26 protein-coding genes are annotated in these 25,846 nt (G+C 43.4%); 13 read left to right on the top strand and 13 right to left on the bottom strand.

What is annotated here, in order from left to right; translation table 11 throughout:
* Nucleotides 1–16: 16 nt before the first annotated feature.
* Entirely contained in the window at nucleotides 17–2,443 is a 2,427-nt protein-coding gene (gene lon, locus NI469_RS05555) for an endopeptidase La (protein ID WP_005246925.1), read from the top strand.
* Between the two features lie 72 nt (nucleotides 2,444–2,515).
* On the opposite strand, the gene NI469_RS05550 is transcribed toward lon, so the two are convergent.
* Nucleotides 2,516–3,448, bottom strand: coding sequence for a M28 family peptidase (locus NI469_RS05550; protein WP_253174576.1), 933 nt, complete (start codon nucleotides 3,446–3,448; stop codon nucleotides 2,516–2,518).
* A gap of 167 nt (nucleotides 3,449–3,615) precedes the next feature.
* Between NI469_RS05550 and rlmH the strand changes: the two genes are divergently transcribed.
* The 3 genes from rlmH to NI469_RS05535 all read left to right on the top strand — a co-directional run bounded on the left by rlmH (nucleotide 3,616) and on the right by NI469_RS05535 (nucleotide 5,886).
* Nucleotides 3,616–4,098, top strand: coding sequence for a 23S rRNA (pseudouridine(1915)-N(3))-methyltransferase RlmH (gene rlmH, locus NI469_RS05545; protein ID WP_004646335.1), 483 nt, complete (start codon nucleotides 3,616–3,618; stop codon nucleotides 4,096–4,098).
* Nucleotides 4,099–4,208: 110 nt separating this feature from the next.
* Nucleotides 4,209–4,985 (top strand): DODA-type extradiol aromatic ring-opening family dioxygenase, encoded by a 777-nt coding sequence (locus NI469_RS05540; protein WP_005262303.1) that lies wholly within the window; start codon nucleotides 4,209–4,211, stop codon nucleotides 4,983–4,985.
* A 127-nt stretch (nucleotides 4,986–5,112) separates the two neighbouring features.
* Nucleotides 5,113–5,886: an META and DUF4377 domain-containing protein gene (locus tag NI469_RS05535; protein WP_034439259.1), complete on the top strand. Its 774-nt coding sequence runs from the start codon at nucleotides 5,113–5,115 to the stop codon at nucleotides 5,884–5,886.
* A gap of 70 nt (nucleotides 5,887–5,956) precedes the next feature.
* On the opposite strand, the gene gdhA is transcribed toward NI469_RS05535, so the two are convergent.
* Entirely contained in the window at nucleotides 5,957–7,300 is a 1,344-nt protein-coding gene (gene gdhA / locus NI469_RS05530; RefSeq protein ID WP_005246929.1) for an NADP-specific glutamate dehydrogenase, read from the bottom strand.
* A 349-nt stretch (nucleotides 7,301–7,649) separates the two neighbouring features.
* On the opposite strand from gdhA, the gene NI469_RS05525 reads away from it, so the two are divergent.
* Together NI469_RS05525 and nth are read left to right on the top strand one after the other, a co-directional pair.
* Nucleotides 7,650–8,441, top strand: coding sequence for an RnfABCDGE type electron transport complex subunit B (locus NI469_RS05525; protein ID WP_086044001.1), 792 nt, complete (start codon nucleotides 7,650–7,652; stop codon nucleotides 8,439–8,441).
* A gap of 3 nt (nucleotides 8,442–8,444) precedes the next feature.
* The gene (gene nth, locus NI469_RS05520; protein WP_005246932.1) at nucleotides 8,445–9,158 is read left to right on the top strand and encodes an endonuclease III; all 714 of its coding nucleotides are present in this window, start codon (nucleotides 8,445–8,447) and stop codon (nucleotides 9,156–9,158) included.
* 116 nt (nucleotides 9,159–9,274) lie between these two features.
* Here the strand turns inward: nth and NI469_RS05515 are convergent, their stop codons facing one another.
* From NI469_RS05515 to NI469_RS05500, 4 genes are all read right to left on the bottom strand, one after another.
* Nucleotides 9,275–9,487 carry a hypothetical protein gene (locus tag NI469_RS05515; protein ID WP_086044002.1) on the bottom strand — a complete coding sequence of 71 codons (213 nt, stop codon included), beginning with the start codon at nucleotides 9,485–9,487 and terminating at the stop codon, nucleotides 9,275–9,277.
* An 88-nt stretch (nucleotides 9,488–9,575) separates the two neighbouring features.
* On the bottom strand, nucleotides 9,576–10,235 hold the full coding sequence (adk, locus tag NI469_RS05510; RefSeq protein WP_086044003.1) for an adenylate kinase: 660 nt from the start codon (nucleotides 10,233–10,235) through the stop codon (nucleotides 9,576–9,578).
* Between the two features lie 75 nt (nucleotides 10,236–10,310).
* Complete coding sequence (locus NI469_RS05505) at nucleotides 10,311–11,627, bottom strand: DUF445 domain-containing protein (RefSeq protein ID WP_004279487.1); 1,317 nt, start codon at nucleotides 11,625–11,627, stop codon at nucleotides 10,311–10,313.
* 65 nt (nucleotides 11,628–11,692) lie between these two features.
* Nucleotides 11,693–12,211 (bottom strand): hypothetical protein, encoded by a 519-nt coding sequence (locus NI469_RS05500; RefSeq protein ID WP_253174575.1) that lies wholly within the window; start codon nucleotides 12,209–12,211, stop codon nucleotides 11,693–11,695.
* A 238-nt stretch (nucleotides 12,212–12,449) separates the two neighbouring features.
* On the opposite strand from NI469_RS05500, the gene mrdA reads away from it, so the two are divergent.
* Complete coding sequence (gene mrdA, locus NI469_RS05495) at nucleotides 12,450–14,501, top strand: penicillin-binding protein 2 (protein WP_253174574.1); 2,052 nt, start codon at nucleotides 12,450–12,452, stop codon at nucleotides 14,499–14,501.
* A gap of 2 nt (nucleotides 14,502–14,503) precedes the next feature.
* Complete coding sequence (rsmD, locus tag NI469_RS05490; RefSeq protein WP_005104630.1) at nucleotides 14,504–15,061, top strand: 16S rRNA (guanine(966)-N(2))-methyltransferase RsmD; 558 nt, start codon at nucleotides 14,504–14,506, stop codon at nucleotides 15,059–15,061.
* A gap of 87 nt (nucleotides 15,062–15,148) precedes the next feature.
* Here rsmD and NI469_RS05485 read toward each other — a convergent pair whose 3' ends face one another.
* Nucleotides 15,149–15,361: a hypothetical protein gene (locus tag NI469_RS05485; protein WP_005104632.1), complete on the bottom strand. Its 213-nt coding sequence runs from the start codon at nucleotides 15,359–15,361 to the stop codon at nucleotides 15,149–15,151.
* A gap of 246 nt (nucleotides 15,362–15,607) precedes the next feature.
* On the opposite strand from NI469_RS05485, the gene NI469_RS05480 reads away from it, so the two are divergent.
* The 3 genes from NI469_RS05480 to NI469_RS05470 all read left to right on the top strand — a co-directional run bounded on the left by NI469_RS05480 (nucleotide 15,608) and on the right by NI469_RS05470 (nucleotide 17,663).
* The gene (locus NI469_RS05480) at nucleotides 15,608–16,342 is read left to right on the top strand and encodes a sulfite exporter TauE/SafE family protein (RefSeq protein ID WP_005262324.1); all 735 of its coding nucleotides are present in this window, start codon (nucleotides 15,608–15,610) and stop codon (nucleotides 16,340–16,342) included.
* Between the two features lie 98 nt (nucleotides 16,343–16,440).
* Complete coding sequence (locus NI469_RS05475; RefSeq protein ID WP_005107495.1) at nucleotides 16,441–17,202, top strand: 3-oxoacyl-ACP reductase; 762 nt, start codon at nucleotides 16,441–16,443, stop codon at nucleotides 17,200–17,202.
* Nucleotides 17,203–17,336: 134 nt separating this feature from the next.
* Nucleotides 17,337–17,663 carry a hypothetical protein gene (locus tag NI469_RS05470; RefSeq protein ID WP_005262326.1) on the top strand — a complete coding sequence of 109 codons (327 nt, stop codon included), beginning with the start codon at nucleotides 17,337–17,339 and terminating at the stop codon, nucleotides 17,661–17,663.
* A 71-nt stretch (nucleotides 17,664–17,734) separates the two neighbouring features.
* On the opposite strand, the gene NI469_RS05465 is transcribed toward NI469_RS05470, so the two are convergent.
* Nucleotides 17,735–18,283: a 1-acyl-sn-glycerol-3-phosphate acyltransferase gene (locus NI469_RS05465; RefSeq protein WP_171066337.1), complete on the bottom strand. Its 549-nt coding sequence runs from the start codon at nucleotides 18,281–18,283 to the stop codon at nucleotides 17,735–17,737.
* Between the two features lie 362 nt (nucleotides 18,284–18,645).
* On the opposite strand from NI469_RS05465, the gene NI469_RS05460 reads away from it, so the two are divergent.
* Nucleotides 18,646–19,812, top strand: coding sequence for a hypothetical protein (locus NI469_RS05460; protein WP_005262329.1), 1,167 nt, complete (start codon nucleotides 18,646–18,648; stop codon nucleotides 19,810–19,812).
* 38 nt (nucleotides 19,813–19,850) lie between these two features.
* Here NI469_RS05460 and NI469_RS05455 read toward each other — a convergent pair whose 3' ends face one another.
* Entirely contained in the window at nucleotides 19,851–21,005 is a 1,155-nt protein-coding gene (locus NI469_RS05455) for a LuxR C-terminal-related transcriptional regulator (protein WP_253174573.1), read from the bottom strand.
* A 227-nt stretch (nucleotides 21,006–21,232) separates the two neighbouring features.
* Here NI469_RS05455 and NI469_RS05450 point away from each other — a divergent pair, with 227 nt between their 5' ends.
* Nucleotides 21,233–21,727, top strand: a complete 495-nt coding sequence (locus NI469_RS05450; RefSeq protein WP_005262338.1) for a copper resistance protein NlpE — start codon at nucleotides 21,233–21,235, stop codon at nucleotides 21,725–21,727.
* 67 nt (nucleotides 21,728–21,794) lie between these two features.
* Here the strand turns inward: NI469_RS05450 and groL are convergent, their stop codons facing one another.
* The 4 genes from groL to NI469_RS05430 all read right to left on the bottom strand — a co-directional run bounded on the left by groL (nucleotide 21,795) and on the right by NI469_RS05430 (nucleotide 25,654).
* Nucleotides 21,795–23,429, bottom strand: coding sequence for a chaperonin GroEL (gene groL, locus NI469_RS05445; RefSeq protein WP_004279474.1), 1,635 nt, complete (start codon nucleotides 23,427–23,429; stop codon nucleotides 21,795–21,797).
* A 70-nt stretch (nucleotides 23,430–23,499) separates the two neighbouring features.
* Nucleotides 23,500–23,790, bottom strand: a complete 291-nt coding sequence (locus NI469_RS05440) for a co-chaperone GroES (RefSeq protein ID WP_004646315.1) — start codon at nucleotides 23,788–23,790, stop codon at nucleotides 23,500–23,502.
* 168 nt (nucleotides 23,791–23,958) lie between these two features.
* Nucleotides 23,959–24,735 carry a metallophosphoesterase family protein gene (locus NI469_RS05435; protein ID WP_253174572.1) on the bottom strand — a complete coding sequence of 259 codons (777 nt, stop codon included), beginning with the start codon at nucleotides 24,733–24,735 and terminating at the stop codon, nucleotides 23,959–23,961.
* On the bottom strand, nucleotides 24,716–25,654 hold the full coding sequence (locus tag NI469_RS05430; protein WP_253174571.1) for a diacylglycerol/lipid kinase family protein: 939 nt from the start codon (nucleotides 25,652–25,654) through the stop codon (nucleotides 24,716–24,718). Before NI469_RS05430 ends, NI469_RS05435 begins: the two co-directional genes overlap by 20 nt.
* Nucleotides 25,655–25,846: the final 192 nt, after the last annotated feature.

Below are 25,846 nucleotides of genomic sequence, written 5' to 3'. Positions count from 1 at the left end.
CTCATTAGGAGTGCTCATGTCTGAAATTATTATGAATCAAGAAACCTTAGAGCCTCAGGTTCCAAGTGTACTACCCCTTTTGGCGTTGCGTGATGTGGTGGTTTATCCGCATATGCAAATTGCGCTGTTTGTCGGTCGTGAAAAATCGATCAATGCAGTTGATGTGGCTCGTAACAGTGACAATCTAGTATTTGTAGTTGCGCAAAAAGATTCGCTTACAGAAGAAATTGATCACGACAATTTATATCAATACGGTACTGTCGCGAAGATTGTGCAAGTTGTGAATCACGAAAATGATGAAAACTGTATTAAAGTCCTGATCGAAGGCCTACACCGTGCCAAGCTAAAAACCATCATTGACGAAACTGAGTATCTGACAGCAGAGCATGAACTCAGCCCAATGACGGTGAGCGTCGATGCAGACACCCAAGCTGTGCGCCTGCAGGAATTACGTGCGCTCTTCGCTCAATATGCAGAAGCGAAGCTACGTAATGCGCGTGAACTGATCACCGCAGCTAACAAAATTGAAGATCTATTACAGTTATTGTTCTTCGTCGCAACCCGTGTTCCATTGAATATTGATGTCAAACAGAAATTTCTGGAACATGACGAATTCGAAGCGCATTTGACTGAGCTGATGACTTATCTATTGCAACAGTCTGAAGAACAGCAGATTGAGCAAACCCTGCATGACTCTGTTAAACGTCAGATGGAAAAGAACCAGCGCGAATACTTCCTGAATGAAAAAATGAAAGTCATTCAGCGCGAGCTTTCTGATATGAACGGCGGCGCGGAAGATGATGTTGCTGAAATTGAAAAACGTCTTGCTGAAGCCGATTTGCCTGAGCATGTACGTAAAAAAGCAGAAGCTGAATTCCGTAAATTAAAAGCGATGCAGCCTGCTTCAAGTGAAGCTGCTGTGGTACGCAACTATCTAGAAGTGATTCTAGATACACCGTGGAATAAAGCCAGCAAAGTCAGCATTAACCTGAACAAAGCACAGGAAATTCTGGATGCAGACCACTATGGTCTGGACGATGTCAAAGATCGTATTGTGGAATATCTCGCAGTTCAGTCACGTGTGAAAAAATTGCGTGGCCCGATTCTATGCTTGGTTGGTCCTCCAGGTGTTGGTAAAACTTCACTGGGTGAATCGATTGCCAAGGCAACTGGTCGTGAGTTCGTGCGTATGGCGCTGGGCGGCGTACGTGACGAAGCTGAAATTCGCGGTCACCGTCGTACCTATATCGGTGCGATGCCAGGTAAAATTGTGCAGTCATTGACTAAAGTGGGTGTAAAAAACCCGTTGTTCCTGCTCGATGAAATCGACAAGATGGCGCAAGACTACCGTGGCGATCCGGCTTCTGCAATGCTTGAAGTGCTTGATCCATCACAGAACAACAAGTTCAGCGATCACTATCTGGATCTAGATCTGGACCTGTCTGAAGTGATGTTTATCTGTACCGCGAACAGCATGAATATTCCTGAGGCGCTGCTGGATCGTATGGAAGTGATTCGTCTTCCGGGTTATACCGAAGAAGAGAAAGTCAATATTGCGGACCGCTATCTTGTTCCTAAAGCCATCAAGAACAATGGTCTACGTGCCAAAGAATTGACCGTGCATGAAGAAGCGATTCGTGACATCGTGCGCCGTTATACCCGTGAAGCCGGTGTTCGTAACCTTGAACGTGAAGTGTCAAAAATTGCACGTAAAGTGGTGAAAGAAGCGGTTAGCAAGAAAGCCAAAAATCTTCAGGTTGAAGTGACCGCAGGAAATCTTCCAGATTACTTGGGTCCACATAAATTTGACTATGGTATGGCAGAAGAAGAAGCGCAAATCGGCCGTGTAAATGGTCTGGCTTGGACTTCTGTTGGCGGTGAATTACTGACCATTGAAGTTGCAGCAGTACCAGGTAAAGGCAAGTTCATTACCACCGGTTCTCTTGGCGATGTCATGAAAGAATCGATTACCGCTGCGATGACTGTAGTGCGTACCCGTGCGGATGAACTCGGCATCGAAGCCTCGCGCTTTGAAGAAACCGACGTGCATGTGCATTTACCTGAAGGCGCAACACCGAAAGATGGTCCATCGGCAGGTTTGGCTTTGACTACAGCATTGGTATCTGCTTTCACGGGTATCCCGATTCGTCCGGATATCGCGATGACAGGTGAAACCAGTCTGGGCGGTCGTGCGCTGCGTATCGGTGGCTTGAAAGAGAAACTTTTGGCAGCCCATCGTGGTGGCATCAAGCTGGTATTCATTCCACAGGAAAACGTACGTGACCTGGCGGAAATTCCAGAAAATGTCAAAGAAGGTCTAGAAATTAAAGCCGTAAAATCGATTGATGAGATTTTACCGCTGGCACTGACCTCTTTGCCAAAAGCCTTGGTTAAAGCACCAATTGTGAAAACCAAAGAAGAAGCGAAAGCAGCGCGTCATTAAGACTTGATGTTTCGTATAAAAAACCCTGCTTCGGCAGGGTTTTTTATTGAGTTATTGAATAAAACAACTGAATTATGGCTGTAGTGCCATCGTAACCAATCCATCAATCACATGAGTCATCTTGTTCAGATCAAGCTTGTCGAGGGTATCCAATTCGGTATTGTAATAAGGATTACGATAACTCGCAGTATCGGTAATCAGCATGGTCGAATAGTTGAATTTGGCATAATTCAGATAGCCCGAGAAATTCATATCCTGAGCAAAACTTGGGCTGACAAAGCGTTGACATTCCAGACGGTTAAAACGCTGCATGGCATCACAATAATCTCCAGTCAGGCCAGTTGAGGCTAAATGCCCAATGGCTGCAATGAAATTGCCATGTCGTGGATAAATCCATTTTAATCCCACCGGATAGCTCTGCACCTGATATTCATCAAAATAACCAATCGAATCCAGAATCACCACGCCCTCAATTTTCTGCTTCTGCTTTTTTAAAGACTTGGCATGCATATAACTGCCCATATGTTCTGTCTTGAAAAAAGGCGGCTCTTCAAGCGTATAGAAAGCAAATTCGACATCATGTTTGAGCTTGGATTTTTGCAGGGCCAGTAATCTTGCAGTTTCCAGTAAACCCGCTACCCCTGAGGCATTATTATCAGCACCGTTTCGGGCACTAAAGACATCATAATGTGCCCCCATCACCATCTTGGTTTTGGCTTGAGTATCCAAGCTACAGATGACATTTCGGTAACTCAGGTTATTGACCACATAAACCTGAAACTGGCATGGAATACCAAAGCGCTGCATCTGCCCTTTGATCCAGGCAGATACCCGATTCAGCTCTTTTAGATTTTTATAATTTCGGTATTCATCGACACTCATGATCTGGCTAAAAAATAATTCCAGATGAGAGACCTGAGCATTTTTGCTCGAATTGGCTGCACAGAGACTAGGCCCCATGAGGCCTATCAGTAACAGCAGCACAGTACAACATCCTTTTATCATGACACTGTTCCGCATTTATTATTATTCCATTCCTTTATCAAGCGGATACTTGAACTAAGGACATTAAAGCAACACTAAATCTCTCATTTCAATTTCAATTTGTTTCCCTGCTCAACTTCATGTTGTTTGATCGTTATAATGAGGTATCCAATTATTGATCTGTCTGTATGAAAATCCGTATCCTGACCATTGGTCAAAAAATGCCAGCGTGGGTGCTGACTGGTTTTGAAGATTATTTCAAGCGTATTCAACCTTTTGTACAGACCCAGATTATTGAACTGCCGATGGCCAAGCGCGGGAAAAATGATTCTGAAGCGGATATTCTGAAATACCGTAATATTGAGGGCGACAGTATTTTAAATGCGCTCAAGCAGAATGAAACCCTGATTGCGCTTGAAGTGGGCGGACGTGAATTCAGTACCGAAAAACTGGCTGAAACCATGAAAGGCTGGATGCTGGAAGGCAATGATGTAGCACTTGCAATTGGCGGACCGGATGGTCACTCGGAAGCCGTACGTAAAGCTGCGGCATGGCACTGGTCACTTTCCAAGTTAACTCTGCCGCATCCACTGGTACGTGTCATGCTGATCGAGCAGCTTTATCGTGCCATGAGCATCAATAACAACCATCCTTATCACCGAGCAGGCTAATGATTTTGCTGAAGCGTTCTTTATATGCAACGTTTTGTTGAATAATCTCTTCTGCTCTTATTTCTATTTTTCATGCATTATTGAGGCATCTTCCAGATGTGGTTTGACTTATGAACTTACAAACGTTGCCCGGCTTATTTATTTCTCATGGCTCTCCTATGCTGGCGCTAAATCCTGAGCAAGTGGGTCCTGCCTTGCATCGTTTGAGCGAAAATCTGCCACGCCCGGAAGCGATTATTGTGATGTCTGCGCATTGGGAAAGTGATGCGTTGGAAGTCAGTAGCGCAATTCGCCCAGAAACTTGGCATGATTTTCGTGGTTTCCCGCCTGAACTTTATCAATTGCGCTATCCTGCGCCGGGAAATCCTGAACTGGCCGAAAAAGTCTTAGGCTTGCTGGCCAATGCCGGTTTTTCTGCACATGCCAACAGTACCCGTCCGCGTGATCATGGTGTATGGATGCCGCTGCTACATATGTATCCAGATGCCAGCATTCCCGTGGTAGAAATTTCCTTACCCATGTCGATGAGCGCGGATGAGATTTATCAGATTGGTCAAAGCCTGGCACCTTTACGTGAACAGCAAATCCTGCTGATTGGTTCGGGCAGCATTACCCATAATTTACGTGAACTGTCTTGGGATGGAACGGCTGCTGATGTACCCGAATGGGCTTCAGGTTTCCGTAATTTTGTGGTGCATAAACTGACACACAGCGATTATGACGCGGTACTGGACTGGTCCAATATTCCGCATATGGCGCGCAATCATCCAACGCTGGAACATTTTGCTCCGATTTTCTTTGCGATGGGCACAGGTCAGCGCTTTAGTCTGGTACATAGCAGTTTCAGCATGGGTTCACTCGGCATGGATATTTATCGCTTCGATTAATCTTGCTTCAGCGCTAAAATCTTAATCATGGATACATTTTGCAACTCAAAGCTGCGAAATGTATCCATATTTTTTTGCAATCTATCCATTATTATTGTTTGAACTTTATATACTTCATTATAAGTCCATGAAATTAAAATTTATTGTGCTGGCATTATTGCCTTTAACTTTTGCAGCCTGTCAGTCCAGTGATATTCAACGAGCTGGAGATCTTGCAATGGCCACCATACAACAAAAAAATGCAGATCAGATTCTTCCAGCCTATTACTGGGAACTGAATCGTGGACTAGAACGACCAATCGTACTCAGTTTTGATGCTCAAGGCCGTCTGAGCGCGGTGACGGGCTGTAATGGACTTGGGACGACCTGGTCAGTAAAAAACAGTATCATCACCACCAGCGAAGTTGTAGGCACTGAAATGGCCTGCGATGCAGCATTGATGGAGCAGGAACGTTTTGTCAGCCAGCTTTTACAGAAGCGTGACATTCCTTTTACGCTCAATGCCACAGATCCTAACAAGCCGACTTTGACGTTGATGGCCGCAAATGGTCAAGCGTATGAATTTATCGGGAAAATGACTCCGGAAACCAAATACCAAGGTCAGGCTGAAACAATTTTTCTGGAAATTTCCCCCGATACCAAACAATGTACCGGCGTAACCCAACAAAGCTGCTTGCAAGTCAAAGAAGTGAAATATGATCAGAATGGCCTGAAAACTCAGGTGGATAAAGACTGGACTTTATTCTATGACCAGATCGAAGGTTTTCAGCATTCACCAAATGAACGGCAGATTATTCGGGTCAAACGTTTTGAAATTAAGCATCCGGCAGCCGATCAATCGAAATATGCCTATATTTTTGATATGGCGGTTGAGCGTAAAATAGTTAAGGGTGCTCTCTAAAACTAAAAATACCAGATATAAAAAAACCGGGGCAACAGCCCCGGTTTTTTCAGCTTAGACTAAGTCAGACTTAGAATACGCCTTGAGCAAGCATTGCATCAGCAACTTTTACGAAGCCAGCAATGTTCGCACCGTCAACATAGTTCACAGTACCGTCTTCCTTAGTACCGAATTTTACGCAGTTGCGGTGAATTTCTTTCATGATTGCGTGTAAGCGCTCGTCAACTTCTTCGAAAGTCCAGCCTAAACGCAATGCGTTTTGAGACATTTCAAGACCAGAAGTTGCCACACCACCTGCATTTGATGCTTTACCTGGCGCATAAAGAATTTTCGCTTCAACGAACTTCTCAACCGCTTCAAGTGTAGAAGGCATGTTCGCGCCTTCAGCCACACAGATTACACCGTTTGCAAGAAGCTGAGCAGCGTCGTCTGCATCCAGTTCGTTTTGAGTCGCACATGGCAATGCGATATCACACTTGATACCCCAAGGACGTTGTCCTTCAAGATATTCGAAACCGTGTTTAGATGCGAATTCTGAGATACGGCCACGTTTTACATTTTTAAGTTCCATGACTTCAGCAAGAAGTGCATCAGTGAAACCGTCTTTAACGTGAACTGTACCCGCAGAGTCAGAAAGTGAAACCACTTTCGCACCGAGGTACATTGCTTTTTCAGCAGCATATTGCGCAACGTTACCAGAACCTGAAATCGCAACGACTTTATCTTTGAAGCTTTCGCCACGAGACTTAAGCATTTCCTCAGCGAAATACACAGTACCGTAACCCGTTGCTTCCGGACGTGCCAATGAACCACCGAAAGTTAAACCTTTACCAGTGAATACACATGCCGTATCGTTACTTAATTTTTTCATCATGCCGGCCATGTAGCCCACTTCACGACCGCCTACACCAATATCACCTGCAGGGATATCTGTGTTCGCACCAAGGTGACGATACAGCTCGATCATTAAAGCCTGGCAGAAACGCATGATTTCGCCTTCTGATTTGCCTTTAGGGTCAAAATCAGAACCGCCTTTACCGCCACCCATAGGAAGTGTGGTTAAAGCATTTTTAAATGTTTGCTCAAAGCCTAAGAATTTTAGGATTGAAAGATTCACTGAAGGGTGGAAACGCATACCACCTTTAAATGGACCGATCGCTGAGTTGTACTGTACGCGGAACGCACGGTTTACTTGAGTCTGACCTTGGTCATCTACCCAAGAAACTCGGAACTGGATCGCACGTTCTGGCTCAACTAGACGTTCTAGTAAACCATGTGCTGCGTATTGTGGGTTCTTTTCAATGAACGGCCACAAACTGGTCATCACTTCTTCTACAGCTTGAAGAAATTCTGGTTGATGTGCATCACGTGATTTTACGTAATCTAGGAACTCATTAAGTGTGTTGTATTTCAACGCTTAATCCTCAGCAGAAAATGGATCAAAATTGGTCAAATTTACAATCAATGTTAAATTTTGGCGCAAAATATTAAATATCTTTTGTAACTAATCTACAATACTTTTTTTGAAAATACTTTAAAATTAATTTGATAACAAATATTTATATTGATTATGAAAATTTTTTCTATGTCAGGAAATGCCAATCGAATCAAGGCTTAGATTCAGATTTATGCCTAATAATAAGGCACAAGTTGACCCTTAATTGCGCACGACTTAGGAGTTTAAAAATATGTTAAAATTGATGAATCGACATATTTTGTTTCACTTACTCTCTCATGCTTGCCATGAGTAACGCTGGTTATACATGAATTCGCCCATTTCTCTGGTCCAATCGATTGACGCTTTACTCCCTCAAACCCAATGTGGACTCTGCGGTCACCGTGACGGATGTTTACCTTATGCCCAGTCGATTACTGAGGGGGAAAATGCCAATAAATGTGTGCCGGGCGGACAGCCTGTTGCCGATGCTTTGGCTGCATTATTAAATCGTCCTGAACTTCAAGCTGAAGAAAGTGTCTGGCCAGTTCAAGCCGATGGTCGTCCTCAGCGCATCAAAGCCGTAATTCGTGAAGATGAATGTATTGGCTGTACCAAATGCATTAGCGCCTGCCCGGTCGATGCAATTATTGGTTCCGGTAAACTGATGCACACCATTCTGACCGATCTATGTACGGGCTGTGAGTTATGTATTCCCCCCTGTCCGGTAGACTGCATCGATCTGGTTGAAGATCAACAACCCTTGCCGACTGAAGCACAGCGTCTTGCGGAACAGGATGATCTGCGTCAGCGTTACTATGCGCACATCCAGCGTGAAGAAAAACGGCGTACCGATCGTAAGGGACCTGTGGTCCGTGCAGAAATTGATACTGCCCTGTTTGCCCGTTTCTCTGCTTTAAATGAGCAACTTCCTGTGATTGAAGTCGCGAGCAAGCCAGAGAATGCACCTGTAGCTTTCGATTCCAAGACCACGATTGAACTGGCAAAACTACGTACCCAAATTAAAAAACTGGAAACACAGCTTTCGGTTCGTGAAGATGCCCGAAAACGCACCCAACTGGAAGAACTGACACAGCAATTACAGGCTTTACAGGGATAGAACATGACCACAGCAAAGGCCAAGCCCGTTAAAAACATGACCAAAAAGCAGATTCAGACCTTTTTTGAACGCCTGCGTGAACAGCGGCCTAACCCAAAAACTGAGCTGAATTATTCCAATCCCTTTGAATTACTGGTCGCGGTCACGCTCTCTGCTCAAGCTACCGATGTCAGCGTCAACAAAGCCACAGACAAACTCTTTCCAGTCGCCAATACACCGGAAGCCATTTATGCGCTAGGTGTGGACGGCTTGAAGGAATATATCAAGACCATTGGTTTATATAACTCGAAAGCGGTCAACGTGATTAAAGCCTGCGAGATGCTGATTCAGAAGCACAACAGCATCGTACCGGACAATCGTGCAGACTTAGAAGCCCTGCCGGGTGTAGGTCGTAAAACGGCGAATGTGGTACTGAATACGGCCTTTGGTCAGCCGACCATGGCGGTTGATACCCATATTTTCCGGGTAGGTAACCGTACCGGACTAGCGGTTGGCAAAAATGTGCTGGAAGTTGAACACCGTCTGGTCAAAGTCATTCCCAAGGAATTTATCATTGATTCACATCACTGGCTGATTTTACACGGTCGTTATACGTGTATTGCGCGCAAACCGAAATGTCATGAATGTGTAGTATCCGATGTGTGTAACTGGCCGGATCGGTTTGAATTTGGTGCAGCCCGCCAAATTGCAGTGAAAAATATTGAGCTTGCTGAATAGAACGGCGTGATCAAGCTGGGATAAAAATAGGTGACCAATGTGTCACCTTTTTATCGACTATGAGAAGAGTGCTTTTCGTTCAAACCAAATTCTTAGCTGAGCTGAACTATTATGGATTATTTATCCTGATCTTGTTCAGCCTTTTCCTGCTGCTTGCGCTGTTCAAGTTCGGCTTGTAATTTTGGATGGAGCTGGCGCTCAGGTCGCTTTGCTGCATTTTCAGCACGTTCTTCCTGACGTACTTTGTTGAGCATTTTAAAACTGAAATAGAACAGACCTACCAATACTGTCAGAAAGACTACCATCAACACCAATACGCCAAATTTCATAGCAACAAGTACCCTGTTCAAATACGCAATAAAAAAGAGCCCTAATATGACTTAGGGCTCTCCGATTGTCAAAATCATCGTCAGCCGATTATTTTGCCTGATCCAGAATCGCGAAAAGATCAGTTTGAACTTCATCGATTGGACGTAAACCATTTAGCTTGTCATAAGTTGGTGCATTTTCACCAGACGCTGCACGGCCTTGGTAGAAACCAACCAGTTGCTCGGTTTCAGTATGGTAAGAACCTAGACGCTTACGAATGGTTGCTTCCTGGTCATCAGGACGTTGAACCAGATCTTCACCCGTTTCGTCATCTTTACCTTCCACTTTTGGCGGGTTGTAAACGATGTGATAGACACGGCCAGATGCAGGATGCTGACGACGGCCAGAAAGACGTTGTACGATTTCTTCATCTGGTACATCAATTTCAATCACGTGATCAATTGCAATGCCTTCTTTTTCCAAGGCTTCTGCTTGAGGAATGGTACGCGGGAAACCATCAAAAATGCAGCCGTTTACACAGTCAGGTTGCGCAATGCGCTCTTTCACCAGACCAATGATCAAGTCATCAGAAACCAAACCGCCATTGTCCATGACACTTTTAGCTTGTAGACCTAATTCAGTTCCTTCACGAATTGCAGCACGGAGCATATCACCGGTTGAAATTTGTGGGATATTGTAGCGCTTACAGATCAACTGAGCTTGTGTACCTTTACCTGCTCCAGGTGGTCCGAGTAAGATAATGCGCATATATAAACATCCTCATTTAAACAATATGTATGACGCCACGACCACAATCACCCGATTGTGTCCCCCGGCATCTCATTATAAGAAAGCCACAAACAAATGGATTAAACCCGCGACAAAACCGGTTACCCCACCCAATAAAATCAGAATCCATTCATCTTCCTGAAATGCAGGACGTAAAAGATTCTGAAACTCCTTCGGAGTCAACTCGCGTATGCGGTCTCTAAACATTTGATAGATTTTCTGTGCACGGCTCGCATTAAATGCTGGGTCGCATACAGGCACCATCGTAATTTCAATCGAGCGATCGATCAAGTCCGTCTTGAGTTTTGCATACTCTTTTGGTCCTAAAGACAGCTGTAAAGAGGTCCGAACCAGGGGTGTTTCCATAATTTCATTAATATGACGTTTGATAATGCGGCGGGTTTTATCTTTTCTGCCGCCATACATCATCTCGGTCATGATCGATTTTAACGTAATCAGGTCTTCTGTGACTACACTTGCGAAGACGTCAGAGACTTCATCCTGACGTTTCATAAATGCGCCTTGTATGTTATAGGTGCCGATACGAGGAATCACCGGCTTAATCCACGGAAACTTGCGATTTGTGGTACGGGCAAAGAATTGCGGGTACTTTACTGGGTGTGGATAGAGTGGGTTGAATACCATCCAGATCGCGATCCAGTTGGTCAAAAAGCCCCAGATCGCAGCCCAGAACGGTACAGTCCAGTGCCACGGCACTACAAACCAGACAATCATCTGGAAAATCCCAAAGAACATCCCGATGAGGGCACTGATATGCCAGATAAAATTGATCTCTTTTTGACCCACCTTCAGGAACATACGCACCATCAAGCGACGGTCGCCTTCCATCTGGCTCACTACCATTTCACGCATATCTACAAGTGACTCGACGTTCATGGTCAGCTCAGTCACTAATTCACGCAAAATTGCCGGCATTTGTTTTTGTGCTTGTGCATAAATTCTGCGTTTGATGGCAAAAGGCAGGTTTTCCCAGAGCACCGCATTGCGATCCATCATGACTTCATCAATCAGATGTTCCAGTTCGAAACCGACCTGCTCGCCAATGATGCGTGCCATATCATCCGGATCCATCGCCTGTAAAAATTCGCGGATAGAGCCTAATTTTGACAGTGTGTTATCGGTAATAATGCCTGAAATACGTCCAGCTTTGCGTGGCACAATCCCTTGCCAGCCCACAGGTAATGGCCCGAGATGGAAACCCCAAAAATTGATCGGATAAAAGACCATTTTCAGCGCCATCCAGACGTGAGCCCAGGTTACAAATGCAGTCACTGGAATAATGCTGAGCACGGCCCAAAAATCCGGGCGGTTTACAAAGGTTTGCCACAACTCGTTGACGTACTCAAGCATGCATAACTTCCATATTTAATTTTTTGTTCACAGAATACACATATTAATAAGGTCGAATATTTTGTCTATAAACCGATACTTAAAGTATAGGAAAATTGTAGCCGGGGTTCTGTTTCAGCCACAGCACGACCATTTCGGTCTTCGAGTTTCTCTCCGGCACCGATCCCGATACTAAAACTGCTGATCCGTTCTGAACTAAGCAAAACATAGGCCAAATCAACGCCAGCACCTAAACGGCCTTCATATTCGCCATCAACCTGTTTGCTGTCGATATGCCCGGCATAAACCCCGACATAATAACCATTTTTATCTTTGCCGGTGAGATGTGCAGGATAACGAAAGCCTGCCTGGCCGCCAATCGTACGATCATCATCCAGAAAAACACCACCTTTCACATAAGCAATCCCATAAGGGTTCACCCATTCGGTATTTAAATGCAGTAATTTCTGGGTAAAACCAACACCCACATTAAAGGCTTTTGCCTGAGTAGGCTCTATTTTGGTTGCAGTATTATTAATCTGATCATGTGCATAAGCCCCGTTCGCCCACAATGCAAACGCTAACAAAGGGTAAACCTTGTTCATTCCTTCACCATCTTCCTTAATTATAGTTTTTGGTATAGTCCTATTTTTATTAGATTTTACTCTAGCAGAATTATCACAACTCTTATATACAGCACTTTACAATTTTAATGTCTGCAAAGTCAAAGCTTAAAGGAACTGATTGCAAGGACAGTTTTTCATTATCAAATCAAGTGCAGTTGCGTTAGAATACTCCACTTTGATTCTTTTCTACCACTCTCAGGTCTTAAGTCGATCGCGTATGAAGCAGCACTTTCCTTTAAAAAATGCACAACAAGAAAAGCGCATCTATCGCAGTCGAGCCTTGATTTCCATGGGGATTGTCATTTTCTTTATGCTGCTGCTGGTCAGCCGCTATGCCTATTTGCAACTGTTCAACTTTGAAAGCTTTACTACAGCTTCTGATGAGAACCGGATTCGTCTACAGCCCTTGCCTCCAGCGCGCGGTTATATTTATGACCGTAACGGCGTTCTGCTGGCCGACAATTACCCAGTATTTACTGCCACTTTAAGTCGTGCTGACGTACAGGATATCGATCAAACGCTCGAACGCCTGAAACCGATTCTGGAATTGACCGAAGAAGATCTTGAACGCTTTCAAACCCGGATTAAAACAGCACGTAAAACCGAACGGGTTTCAATCAAGCTCAACCTGAATGAAAATGATATTGCCCGTTTCAGTGAAGTGAAATATCAATTTCCGGGCGTGAATATTGAAACCCAGATGACCCGCTACTATCCGCATGGTGACCTGTTCGCACATGTGATTGGTTATGTCGGTCGGATTAATGACAAAGAACTGAAATCAATTGATAAGGATCTCTATGCTGGAACCAACCTGATCGGAAAAATCGGTGTGGAAAAATCCTATGAAGAACTTTTACATGGTGTGCCGGGAAATGAATCGGTAGAAGCAGATGCCTTTGGTAATGTGCTGCGTCATTTGGGCCGTAAAGATCCGGTACGTGGTAATGATCTGTTCCTGTCACTGGATTACGGCTTGCAGGTAGTCGCTTCGGAGCAACTGGCCGGGCGTCGTGGCGCGATTGTGGCGATGAATCCCAAAACCGGGGAAATTCTGGCGCTGGTATCTAGTCCAAGTTTTAACCCGAACCTGTTTGTGACCGGGATCAGCACCAAAGATTATTCATTCCTGCGTGATAACCTTGATCAACCTTTATATAACCGTGCGGTACAAGGAGTTTATCCACCTGGCTCTACTATCAAACCAATGTTTGCGCTCGGTGGTCTGCATCATGGGCTGGTAGACTGGGATACCACTATTTCTGATCCAGGCTATTTCAGTCTGCCGGGAGACAGTCACCGTTTCCGTGACCATAAAAAATCCGGGCATGGTGCAGTGAATATGCATAAGGCGCAGGTCGTCTCCTGTGATACCTATTTCTATGTCATGTCCTACCGGATGGGCATTGAAAAAATGAATACCTGGATGCGTCAGTTTGGCTTTGGCGAAAAAACCGGGGTGGATTTACCAAGTGAAAGCTCAGGACTGTATCCAAACCCGGAATGGAAAATGCGTACCCGCAAGGCCAAATGGTCACGTGGTGAAACCATTTCTGTCAGTATTGGTCAGGGTGCTTTTACTTCAACGCCATTACAGCTGGCTATGGCCACAGCCATTACTGCCAATCATGGCAATAAAGTCATTCCCCATGTTTTGCGTGAAAGTCGCGGTGCCAAACCGTTCAAGATGCATAATGGCACCCATGGCAAGATCGATTTTAATGGTCAGGAAGAAGACTGGATCAAGATGCGTGATGCAATGGTGGACGTAATTCAATCCGGTACAGGCCGAGGCATTAAAAGCGGCTTACAATATTCTATTGCCGGAAAAACCGGTACGGCACAGGTAAAAAGTATTGCTCAGGGCAAGCGCTATAATGAATCCTTATTGACTGACCGTCAGCTGGATCATGGCCTGTTTGTCGGTTTTGTACCTGCTGAAAATCCTGAAATCGCGATTGCAGTTATTCTGGAAAATGGTCGCGGTGGTAGTGCCGCAACGGCTCTGGCCCGTCCAATTTTTGATTACTGGTTACTGCATAAAGATAAAAATCCGGTACGCCCACAAGGCCACCAATTAAGTGGTGGTCTGATGACGGCCGGAATCAAGCCAGCTGAATTGCCAAGTGGTGCAGGCATGTTGAGTCAGGATGCAGCATCTAGTGCCGTTCCAGCCAGTGACCAGCCCGACAATGCTGCTCCGACTTCTGCAAATACGGCTGCATCTCCCGCAGCAACACCTGCTCCGACACCGGTAGAGCGAGATTAAAGATGAAAAACCAGCTTCGAATTATTGGTGGTGACTGGAAACGCCGCCAACTGCCTTTTGCCAGCATTGAGGGTTTGCGCCCGACGCCTGACCGTGTTCGGGAAACACTGTTTAACTGGCTGATGTGGGATGTACAAAATGCACAGGTGTTGGATATTTGTGCCGGTTCTGGGGCATTAGCGTTTGAGGCATTATCGCGTGGTGCTGCATCAGTGGTGATGATTGAGCCGGATCGTACTCAGGCACAATTTCTGACCCAAAATCTTGAACTGTTAAAAGTCACCAAAGCACGTGCACAATTAAAAGTGGCTACGGCGCAGCAAGCCTTGCCCGCTCTTCAGACACAGTTTGATCTGGTTTTTCTAGATCCGCCATATAGCTTAGATTTATGGGAAGAACTAGCGCTCAAGGCAGATCCTCTGATCAAGGACAATGCCTATATTTATGTAGAAGCAGATCGTGATTTACAATTGCTTAAATTGCCATCCTCATGGCGTTTAATTAAAAATACCAAAGCCGGTACAGTTCGTGCTGGGCTTTATCAAAAAAGTATTTCTTGATTTAAATTGTTTTGAAGAGACATTAAAAAAGGATTCCTCAGTGGAATCCTTTTTGTCATTGTAGTCAGTCAAATTTAAAGACTGTGATTAACGATCACGGCGCCAGTCGCGGTTATCTCGGTCACGTTTCCAATCCCGATGATCTTTATGGTCCTTATTTTTCCAGTCATGATCTCTGTGGTCTCGATCATAATGTCCATTACGATCTCTGTTGCCACGATAATCATCATCCCAAGGATCAACCACACAACCGGTTAATGACACGGCCAATACAGAAAGTAATATCACTTTTTTCATCATGTCCATCACCTCTTACTGCACTCTGTCAGTATCAGGCGAGTTCGTGGAGAGTGAACGGAGCCATTGTTGCACTCTTGTAGAGATTTATGCATGTTTTATACATGACCATAAACGTCTTTTTTCCTATTTAGCTTTCATGCTTTTATAAAAATTCTAACTTTCATTTGCATAAATACAGCTAAATAGAAGCTTGGCTTTTGTTTAAATCTTGAGAATACTGCTGCCTTTGCTTATGACCTGATCTCTATGACTTGGCTGTTATTTATTCTTGGTGCAATGGTCGCAGGTTTCGTCCAGGGACTAACCGGTTTTGCCTTTGCCCTAATCGCCATGTCTTTCTGGGTTTGGGTACTACCTCCGCAACTGGCCGCGCCTTTGCTGGTATTTGCCTCGATCTGGAGTCATGTGATTTCACTCAGTCAGGAACAAAAGCAGCCGGTTTTATCCAGACAGTTGGTGCTGCCTTATCTGGTTGCTGGTCTAATTGGCGTGCCTCTTGGTACTTATCTGTTGCAGGTCATTCAAGCAGATACCTTTAAGATAATCTTGGGATTTTTTCTGGTCCTGTGGTGTCCGGTGATGCTATTCAATCCGCAATTCAAAACGATCCAGCATTCAGGAAAATTGATTGATAGCTGCATCGGTTTTATTGGTGGGATATTAGGAGGACTGGGCGGTTTTTGCGGTGCCATTCCTTCAGCCTGGGTGATGTTAAAACAATTATCCAAAGCCCAGCAGCGCTATATTTTGCGGCACTTTAATTTTGCAATTCAGCTTTTCACGATGGGTACGTATCTATGGCAAGGTCTGATCAATCAAAGTCATTTACCCTATCTGGCCTTGCTGATTGTTTTTGTGAGTATTCCGGCTATTTTAGGTGCAAAGCTATTTTATAAAATTTCAGAATTACTGTTTAAACGTGTGATCTTAAGTTTACTCTTTAGCGCAGGCTGTTTTCTATTAGCATCCCAATTCATTTAAACACAAGATCAAGCCGAGTCTGTCTTCCCTGCTAAAGCTTGAATCCGGTGAAATAACTGCTATGTTAAGGCCAATCTTTCGCAATATAGATCATCATTATGCAGATTCGTGATCAGATCGTTCTTGTTACTGGCGGTGCGCGTGGCCTGGGTTTAGCCATTACTCAGGCTTTACTGGCTGAGGGTGCGCGCGTGGTCGTGAACTATCATAGCAGTCAGCAGCAAGCCGAACAGCTTGCCCAGCAATATCCTGCGCAGGTATTTATTTATCAGGCAGATGTCACTCAAGCTGATCAGGTACGCGCTTTATTTGCCGCGGCAAAAAATCATTTCGGCGAAGCAATTCATGCTGTAGTCAATAATGCACTGATTGAATTTGAATTTAATGGCGATGCACGCCCTAAAGTAGAAACGCTGACTTGGGACATGTTGCAACGGCAATTCAGCGGTGCAGTACAGGCAGCTTTAAATACCACCCAAGCCGCACTGGATGACATGAAACAGGCAGGGTTCGGCCGGATCGTGAATATTGGTACAAACCTCGTGCAAAATCCGGTAGTTCCTTATCATGACTATACCGCCGCCAAAGCAGCATTATTGGCCTTTACCCGCACCACGGCGCAAGACTTGGGACAATATGGCATTAATGTAAATATGCTCTCTGGTGGCCTGTTACAAACTACGGATGCCAGTAAGGCCACACCTGACATTGTCTTTGACCTGATTGCTCAATCGACGCCTTTACGCCGCGTAATTACACCAGAAGAATTTGCTGCTGCAATCCTGATGTTTTTGTCACCTTATTCACGTGCTGTCACAGGACAAAACCTGATTGTAGATGGCGGCTTGGTCAAAGGTTAGTTGTTTAGAGAATGGACCTAGATTTTCAAACTCTGTTGTTCTATTTTTTAACCATTTGGTAGATTAAAAAGGTTTTGTGACCGGGTTTTACTTCTACAATAGTGCGCTCCCATAAAGCCTTTAGTCTACTTTCCATGAAATTTATCACGACATTGCTCAGTACCTTGCTGCTGGCAGGTTGTATGTCCAGCGATTTGAAAAAATCAGAACAATTACTGCAAAATTTCCATTGTGCCAAGGTAGATACCGCACAAATGCCACATAGCAGTATGACTGACTACTATCAGCAGATGTTGTATAGCAGCAAATCCAAAGTCGAGTCTTATATTAAGCAATATCGTCAGGGTGAAGAGCTGTTTGACCTGCCACTGCATGAAGTGGTGGAGCAACAATATGATCTTTATAAAGATGCCTGCCAAAATCTGGGTGGAATTTTACCCGCTTCTGAAAATGCATCTTAAGTCTGTCAATCTTCATGATGATTAGGCAATAAAAAAGCAGGAGAATTTTCCTGCTTTTTTTCAATTCAATTTTAACTCTGATAATAACGCTGATCTACGCTGAAGCATTCAGGGAATTTTGGCTGAATCTCTGCATAAAATGCCATGATTTCTGCCATGTCTTTTTCATAATCCCCTGTCGGATAAACAATTTTACCTACACCAGTTTTCTTCTTCTCATAATCCATATAGGCCAATGCAATCGGCACACCTGCATTAATCGCGACATGATAAAAACCTGTCTTCCACTGTTCCTGTTTAGCACGAGTCGCTTCTGGCGTGACCAGCATCACCAGTTTAGGATGGGTCTTGAATAATTCCGTCATCACCTGAACCATACTCGGACGAGGCTCCCCCGGCTGTTTAGGACGGCGATCAATCCCGATACCGCCCATAGCACGCACAAAAGGTCCAAATGGCAATTTCATGTAACTGTCTTTAATGGTTAAGCGAACATTCACGCCTAATGCTTTTAAGGCCAGACGTGCATACAGTGCATCCCAATTACTGGTATGAGGAGCAGCAATCATGACACATTGGTCTAAATCTAGGGGCCAATGGTTATCAATTTCCCAACCCATCAGGTTCAGGCTTTGTTCTGCTAACTTCTCAAACACGTCACGCACCAATTCTATTCAAAATTGCGCGAATTTTAGCAACCTAGGCAAATATAGATAGTGCTCTATGAGCAAAAAATAAACAATTAATCTATATTTGTATAATTAGAATTTTTAAATGAATAGTTGATTATTTTTGCCACCTTGAACTTATCTCATACATCAATTTACGGATAGTTCAGATTGCTTCCCCATATAAATAGGAATTTTTTTCCAATTTAAAGGATTCATACATTAAAAAGCTCTTAACCTCCTAATTTTGGGATATGGCAAATATGAGGGTCTTTTTATACTGAATCCACATTATAAATTTCAGGAAGATTCTAATGAAAAAAACTTTACTTTGTATTGCTTTAGCGGGGTTACTTAGTGCCTGCGGCGGTTCGGATGATAACTCAAGTACACCTCCAGCAAACAATGTTGGCACTCAAACCGGCGTACTGACGGACGGAATCATTTCAGGGGTGACCTATATCACCAGTAGTGGTGCAACAGGAGTTACCAATGACAATGGTGAATTCAACTTCAATGAAGGAGAAACGGTTAAATTTTATATTGGTGATGTTCAACTCGGTGATGAAATTGAAGCCAAAGAACGTGTTACCCCTTTGGATTTAGCTGAGACTGAAAATGCGCGTATCAACCTTATGGTTTTTTTACAATCCTTAGATGGAAAAGGTGATCATAGCGATGGCATTCAGATTAGTGATGACACTAAAACAGCCTTCACTGCTGTAAAGCTTAATTTTAACCAAAGTACCACCGACTTCGTAAATGAAGTTGTCACCAAAACAGCCATCACACCAGATCAGTTGATAACACCAGAAAAAGCTTCAGAAAACTTCCAAGCGACCTTCTATAAAGATATTGCCGGTACTTGGGAGATTAACCGTACCGATAACACTGCTGTGTTGATTCACATTCTGGAAGATGGACGCTATGCATTAGGTGAAGCAGAAGCTAAAGATGAGAGTGGTCAAGCAGGCATTGAAATGGGCCGCTTAAAATGGAATGCAACAACAACCGTGATTGAACCGGAAATCCTGCATGACACCAATGGTGAATGGGGACTTTCACATCCTGCCGAGAATAAACCTTATTCTTTAAACTATACTGGAACTCAATTAATTCTTACTGAACCAGGCGTTAGTACTGAATACCGTTTAAATCGGGTTAAGCAGTCTAATAGTCTCGTCGGCACGTGGCGACTCAATGAAACGCACCTATTTGCTTTCTTTGATAATAACTATTATTTCTTCCTAGACACTGAAGGCGGAGATGATTGTGGTTGGCCAGGGATTGAATATGGCAAATATACATTGTCAGCAAATACTCTCACCACAACCGAGGTATTATTCGATACCAACGAGTGTGGTGGATTACAAGATAGTTCAAATGGCAGCAAGACAATTGCAAGCATCAATATATCTAACAACAATCTTATCTTACATCCGCAAGGTGAAGATCCTGTAACTTTACAACGTGTTAAATAACCCATATAAACCGGCTTGAATATGAAATTCAGGCCGGTTTAATCAATATGTTCAAATTGAATGGTACAGCCCATCAATAAATGCATCAGTTCGATTTGCGAACAACATTGGGTTTTTTCATAAATATTTTTAAAATACGTCCGTACCGAACTCAACGTAATGCCACACTGTTCTGCAATATCTTCTATTTTATAACCATTAATTAACAACTCGCATAAATCAAACTCTCGTTTGGAAAGCTGGTAACACTGTTGTAGGTAAGCTCTTGACAGGGAATAATGCTGGTTTTTATCTGTCATAAATAAGGCAATCTGATGCTGAGCAGACTGTAAATGTTGCATATTTCTTAATTTTTTAAATGGCACCACCGTCAGCATGAATTGTGAGCCTGCCCCATCACTCAACGCCAGGACTCCACCCACTTCAGTCTGAATGGTCGTATCTTCCAGCAAAGCACTTTCTAATAGCTGATCAAAACGTATCTGCTGAGCATAATTGGTTTTTAGACGGTTATGTATATCCAGATCCAGACATGAACTTTGATCAAGCATCTTTTGCGCAACAGGATTGGAATAACTTAAACACAGGTTTTGATCGAGCAGTACAATCCCCGTTTTTAAACTATCCAATACGGTATACAGGCTTAAATTATCTTGCTGAATCAAGTTGATTTGCCGGTGAATTTGCAAAGCCCGGCGTAAATGAATACTGATACGTCTTAGAAAATCCAGCTCAGGCTGTTCAAAAGGCTGTACTTCAGGTGCACGATGAATACCCAGTACCGCCCAACGATAATTCCCCCGATCCAGCAATACTCCCGCCAGATAAGATACACCGCCAGGCTTTAAACACTTCTCATAGAACACATAGTGATCCGTACCCGGCTGTTCTGCATAGTGCTGACAGTTATGACTTAAAGCATCGCCCATCTCGATCGCATTCCATAAGGGCATATGCAGTTTCATATCAATCACTCTGATACGTTCGTCCTGATAAGCAGCCAGACTTTCATTCGGGATATTGTGCGTATAGACAAAATCATAGCCTGGATTAAGCTGATCCAGACCGGTAAAAATTGCACTCTTACTTTTAGTATAGCTCACGATATCTTTGATCACGTCCAGCCACAAAGATGGCAATACAGCAGCATCATAAATTTTTGCAATCAGATTATTTTCTTGTTCTAATTTCATTATCCCCTCCGCATTATCATTATTTTCTAATCATAGCGTTCAGAATTAGTTAACGAAACAGCATAAAGTGACTTTAAACTTGACTAAAAATTCTTAAATCCTGCTCACTTATCAATAACTCCGGTCTGATTCACCTAATGAATCAAACTTTAACAAGATTGCCCTATTTATCTGTACTGACTACTTTTAATGTAATTCATAACAAATAATTTAATAGGGTCAAAACAATGAAAAAATTAACGCTTACTGCTGCGCTAGCAGTCGTTATTGCAGGAGCCTTAACCGCCTGTTCAAAGCCCAATGATAATGAGCCGATGAATAATAATGCTCAATCCAGCCCAGCCATGATGGAGCAAAATAACGCGGATACCAGTATGAACCGTGCTGATAGCGCAGAAACCTCACTAGATTGGGCAGGTGAATATGAAGGTGTTTTTCCTTGTGCTGACTGTGAAGGGATTAAGGTCGAGCTAGATCTCAATCCGGATAAAACCTATGAGCTAAATGAGGAATATTTAGGTAAAGCTGGAAATAATGAGACCGAAACTAAAGGCAGTTTCAGTTTTGACCCTCAAGATCCTTCAATCATCACATTAGATAACAAAGCTGAAAACCGTAAATTCTTTGTCGGTGAAAATTTTATTGAAGCACGCGAGATGAAATCAGGTAAAAAAATTGACAGTAATTTAAATTATAAATTAGTTAAAAAGTCCGCATCATAATTCTGTAAACGCATAAAAAAATCCCCGCTATGGCGGGGATTTTTTTATGAAATGCTCGGATGATGAATTACATCATGCCGCCCATACCACCCATGCCACCCATATCAGGCATTGCAGGTTTGTCTTCTGGGATTTCAGTGATCATGCATTCAGTGGTCAGCATCAAGCCAGCAACAGAAGCGGCGTGCTCAAGTGCAGAACGCGTTACTTTAGCAGGGTCAAGAATACCCATTTCCAGCATATCGCCATATTCGCCAGTTGCAGCGTTATAACCGAAGTTACCTTCGCCATTCTTCACAGCGTTGATCACTACAGAAGGCTCATCACCTGCGTTAGATACGATTTGACGAAGCGGTGCTTCAATCGCACGACGAAGAATGTTGATACCTACGTTTTGGTCATCATTCGCGCCTGTTACGCCTTCAAGTGCAGATGCAGCACGTACTAGTGCAACACCACCACCCGCAACGACACCTTCTTCAACTGCAGCGCGAGTCGCATGAAGCGCGTCATCTACACGGTCTTTTTTCTCTTTCATTGCAACTTCAGTTGCAGCACCGATTTTGATGACGGCAACACCGCCAGCAAGTTTCGCTACACGCTCTTGAAGTTTTTCTTTGTCATATTCTGAAGTAGATTCTTCGATCTGTGCACGGATTTGCTGTACACGGTCAGCGATTTGGCCAGCATTACCAGCACCATCTACAATTACAGTATTTTCTTTAGATACAGTTACTTTATGTGCTGTACCCAAGTGATCAAGCGTCGTTTGATCCAGCTGCATGCCGATTTCTTCAGAAATCACAGTACCGCCAGTCAAGATCGCGATGTCTTGAAGCATAGCTTTACGACGATCACCAAAACCAGGTGCTTTCACCGCACATACTTTGATAATACCGCGCATGTTGTTGACAACAAGCGTCGCAAGCGCTTCGCCTTCAACATCTTCAGAAATGATTAAAAGCGGTTTGCCAGTTTTAGCAACAGCTTCAAGTACTGTAATCAATTCACGAATATTGCTGATTTTCTTATCAACAAGAAGAATGAATGGATTTTCAAGTTCAGCTGTTAAAGTATCTTGCTTGTTCGCGAAGTACGGAGAAATATAACCGCGGTCGAACTGCATGCCTTCAACTACGTCAAGCGAATCTTCGAAGCCTGAACCTTCTTCAACCGTGATCACACCTTCTTTGCCCACTTTTTCCATTGCTTGCGCAATCAGCTGACCTACAGTCGTATCAGAGTTAGCAGAGATCGAACCTACTTGTTCAATCGCTTTAGAGTCTGATGCTGGTTTTGCAGTGGCCTTGATGTTTTCAACTACAGAACGTACCGCAATATCGATACCGCGTTTCAAGTCCATTGGGTTCATACCCGCTGTTACTGACTTGATGCCTTCATTCAAAATTGCTTGTGCCAATACAGTTGCAGTCGTTGTACCATCACCTGCGATGTCATTGGTTTTTGAAGAAACTTCACGAACCAGTTGAGCACCCATGTTCTCGAACTTGTCTTTCAGCGTAATTTCTTTGGCAACAGTGACACCATCTTTAGTGATGTGCGGTGCACCAAAAGAACGGTCGATAACAACGTTACGGCCCTTAGGACCCAAAGTAACCTTTACTGCATCTGCAAGGGTGTTTACACCAGCAATCATTTTTGAACGAGCTGAATCACCAAATTTTACGTCTTTAGCTGACATATTTGACTCCGAATATTGTTGTATCTTTACAAAATCTGATTTGGAATGAATAAAACTTTTTTAGCGCAGATTAAGCTTCTAATACCGCTAAAATGTCAGATTCTTTCATGATTAAAAGCTCTTCGCCGTTTACTTTTACAGTAGTGCCTGCATAAGTACCGAACAATACTTTGTCGCCAACTTTTACGTCTAACGCGCGTACGCCATTATCAGTGATTTGACCATTACCAACTGCAATGATTTCACCTTGAGCAGGTTTCTCAGCAGCCGAACCTGGAAGTAAAATGCCTCCAGCTGTTTTAGTTTCTTCTTCAACACGACGAATAACAACGCGGTCATGTAATGGACGAATGTTGCTCATAAATAACTCCATCAGACTAAGTCTTTTTTAGGTCACTGATGACGACTTAATTATTCCATGGGTCATCATCAAAAATTTTTGATGTCACTTTTATGGAGATGGAATAAAACGCTTCAAGGGCAAAAATGAAAAAAAATTGGTTTTTTTTAACGAATCATAGGTTTTCGTCTATTTATTCAGCAGATCGGCTTTCAACAAAAAGGCTTGCGCCGCTTCGTCGAACAAATATTGAGAAATTTTTCCTGTGGCATCAATCAGATTAAAACTGTTAGGTTCATCTTTATGTAGACGATTTGACGCAGAAGTCCCCGCATGCACATCATATACAGGATGATCCACCCCTAGTCCGAACATCTGATTCAAATCATAAATCGCGGGTTGATGCAGATGCCCATGTAACAGCGCAAACAGACCATGCTCTGCCCAGGCCTCTAAAGCAATTTTGGCCATCAGTGGACTGTCCTTGAAACCGCGCTTATTTTGAAAGGGTACATAAAAAGGCTGATGGCTGACAATGATTTTTAATTTGGACGCAGGCGCCTGCGCCAGCGTCAGGTCAATACGCTGAATCTGCTCAAGGGATAAATGCCCTTTGGTATGATATCGACGTCGGATCGAATTCACCCCAATCAGATAAAAATTTTCAGTTTCAAATATTGGCTCCAATTCACCATAAAAAATCTGGTAACGGGTAAATGGATTGAAAAGCCGATTCCACAAATGATAGAGCGGAATATCATGATTCCCCGGGATCACCATATAAGGCGTATTGAGCTGATCTAAAAATTTTTTACAGGCAAAAAACTGGCCCAATCGTGCGCGCTGAGTCAGATCACCACTGATGACGACAGCTTCAAGTGGATGGGTCTGACAGAAATGTCGAATCGCGTCTAAACACTCCGGCTTCTCTGTTCCAAAATGCAGATCAGACAGATGCAGGATCATGTGGCACCATTACGCTTAGGCTATCTTTTAATACAGAAATATTGAGTGGCGGGGCCATTTCCACAATTTCCCCGTCAATCGCCACCATCAATTTCTTGGCTCTGGATTCGATTCTGACTTGATCGGCTGCAAAACTATAGACATCTGATGCTTGGTCAATCTTGCCTCGAATCAGCTGATACACTAGCTTAAATAAAGTAAGCTTATCACTTTTAGAAACCATCACTCCCGCCACTTTGCCTTTTTCAGCCGCTTCTGCAATGCGCATTTTCATATCCGCCAGTTGCAAGGGATTATTGCCAAAAAAGATCAGTGGTGTTTTTACCGGATATTTCTTTTGATCCACCCAGATTTTTAGTTTTAATTCTTTACGGTCGCGAATTAAAACATCCAGTGCAGAAGTATAGGCATGTAGCGGTAAGCGACCAAAAATACGATTATAGTCTTCACGTTTTTTAATAAATAAAGGATATAGACCCAAACTGGCATTATTCAGATAAATTTCCTGATTGATCCGAGCAACATTCATACGTTGTGGCTGTCCTGTCGCAATCACTTTTGCCGCTTCAAGTAAATCTAGCGGAATCCCCAATAATCTGGCTACATAGTTAAAAGTCCCTAAAGGCAAAATACCGACAGGAATTTGCGTATTCAACACATGTTTGGCGACTGTATTTAAAGTTCCATCTCCGCCTGCCGCAACGATAATTCCTGACTCGCTAGATGCCAAATGCTGTTCAAGCACCTCAGCCATAATTTTATCAAATTGCTGTGAATCATTGATTTCATAAGCTTTAGTTTGATAACCCTGGGCTGAAAATATATCGATCAGCTGCTCATAAATGCCTTCTGGCCCCTGTATGCGAAAACCAGCTTTATGATTAAAAATTAGCGATAAGGGTTTAGATTGATTAGACATTTTTCGCGCAATTTCATTGAAGCCTATTGGCATTTTGTCCAATTCATAGACAATTAACAGTGGCTTTATGTAAAATTCAAATGGCAACCATTTATTTAATCAATAGACTTCCGTCATAAATCAAAAAACGTACAATTTATTTGATCTTAAATTAATCAGCAAAATTATTTAATTCAAGAGATAATCCTTGGA

Source organism: Acinetobacter lwoffii (genome assembly GCF_024129735.1).
GTDB classification, from domain to species: Bacteria; Pseudomonadota; Gammaproteobacteria; order Pseudomonadales; family Moraxellaceae; genus Acinetobacter; species Acinetobacter lwoffii_H.
Note: the sequence above shows the minus strand (reverse complement) of the source record. Positions and strands in the feature narration are given on the sequence as shown.

Coding starts and splice junctions, on each gene's coding strand:
- lon (WP_005246925.1), top strand. CDS start 17: ATGTCTGAAATTATTATGAATCAAGAAACCTTAGAGCCTCAGGTTCCA.
- NI469_RS05550 (WP_253174576.1), bottom strand. CDS start 3,448: ATGATAAAAGGATGTTGTACTGTGCTGCTGTTACTGATAGGCCTCATG.
- rlmH (WP_004646335.1), top strand. CDS start 3,616: ATGAAAATCCGTATCCTGACCATTGGTCAAAAAATGCCAGCGTGGGTG.
- NI469_RS05540 (WP_005262303.1), top strand. CDS start 4,209: ATGAACTTACAAACGTTGCCCGGCTTATTTATTTCTCATGGCTCTCCT.
- NI469_RS05535 (WP_034439259.1), top strand. CDS start 5,113: ATGAAATTAAAATTTATTGTGCTGGCATTATTGCCTTTAACTTTTGCA.
- NI469_RS05525 (WP_086044001.1), top strand. CDS start 7,650: ATGAATTCGCCCATTTCTCTGGTCCAATCGATTGACGCTTTACTCCCT.
- nth (WP_005246932.1), top strand. CDS start 8,445: ATGACCACAGCAAAGGCCAAGCCCGTTAAAAACATGACCAAAAAGCAG.
- NI469_RS05515 (WP_086044002.1), bottom strand. CDS start 9,487: ATGAAATTTGGCGTATTGGTGTTGATGGTAGTCTTTCTGACAGTATTG.
- adk (WP_086044003.1), bottom strand. CDS start 10,235: ATGCGCATTATCTTACTCGGACCACCTGGAGCAGGTAAAGGTACACAA.
- NI469_RS05505 (WP_004279487.1), bottom strand. CDS start 11,627: ATGCTTGAGTACGTCAACGAGTTGTGGCAAACCTTTGTAAACCGCCCG.
- NI469_RS05500 (WP_253174575.1), bottom strand. CDS start 12,211: ATGAACAAGGTTTACCCTTTGTTAGCGTTTGCATTGTGGGCGAACGGG.
- mrdA (WP_253174574.1), top strand. CDS start 12,450: ATGAAGCAGCACTTTCCTTTAAAAAATGCACAACAAGAAAAGCGCATC.
- rsmD (WP_005104630.1), top strand. CDS start 14,504: ATGAAAAACCAGCTTCGAATTATTGGTGGTGACTGGAAACGCCGCCAA.
- NI469_RS05485 (WP_005104632.1), bottom strand. CDS start 15,361: ATGATGAAAAAAGTGATATTACTTTCTGTATTGGCCGTGTCATTAACC.
- NI469_RS05480 (WP_005262324.1), top strand. CDS start 15,608: ATGACTTGGCTGTTATTTATTCTTGGTGCAATGGTCGCAGGTTTCGTC.
- NI469_RS05475 (WP_005107495.1), top strand. CDS start 16,441: ATGCAGATTCGTGATCAGATCGTTCTTGTTACTGGCGGTGCGCGTGGC.
- NI469_RS05470 (WP_005262326.1), top strand. CDS start 17,337: ATGAAATTTATCACGACATTGCTCAGTACCTTGCTGCTGGCAGGTTGT.
- NI469_RS05465 (WP_171066337.1), bottom strand. CDS start 18,283: ATGGGTTGGGAAATTGATAACCATTGGCCCCTAGATTTAGACCAATGT.
- NI469_RS05460 (WP_005262329.1), top strand. CDS start 18,646: ATGAAAAAAACTTTACTTTGTATTGCTTTAGCGGGGTTACTTAGTGCC.
- NI469_RS05455 (WP_253174573.1), bottom strand. CDS start 21,005: ATGAAATTAGAACAAGAAAATAATCTGATTGCAAAAATTTATGATGCT.
- NI469_RS05450 (WP_005262338.1), top strand. CDS start 21,233: ATGAAAAAATTAACGCTTACTGCTGCGCTAGCAGTCGTTATTGCAGGA.
- groL (WP_004279474.1), bottom strand. CDS start 23,429: ATGTCAGCTAAAGACGTAAAATTTGGTGATTCAGCTCGTTCAAAAATG.
- NI469_RS05440 (WP_004646315.1), bottom strand. CDS start 23,790: ATGAGCAACATTCGTCCATTACATGACCGCGTTGTTATTCGTCGTGTT.
- NI469_RS05435 (WP_253174572.1), bottom strand. CDS start 24,735: ATGATCCTGCATCTGTCTGATCTGCATTTTGGAACAGAGAAGCCGGAG.
- NI469_RS05430 (WP_253174571.1), bottom strand. CDS start 25,654: ATGTCTAATCAATCTAAACCCTTATCGCTAATTTTTAATCATAAAGCT.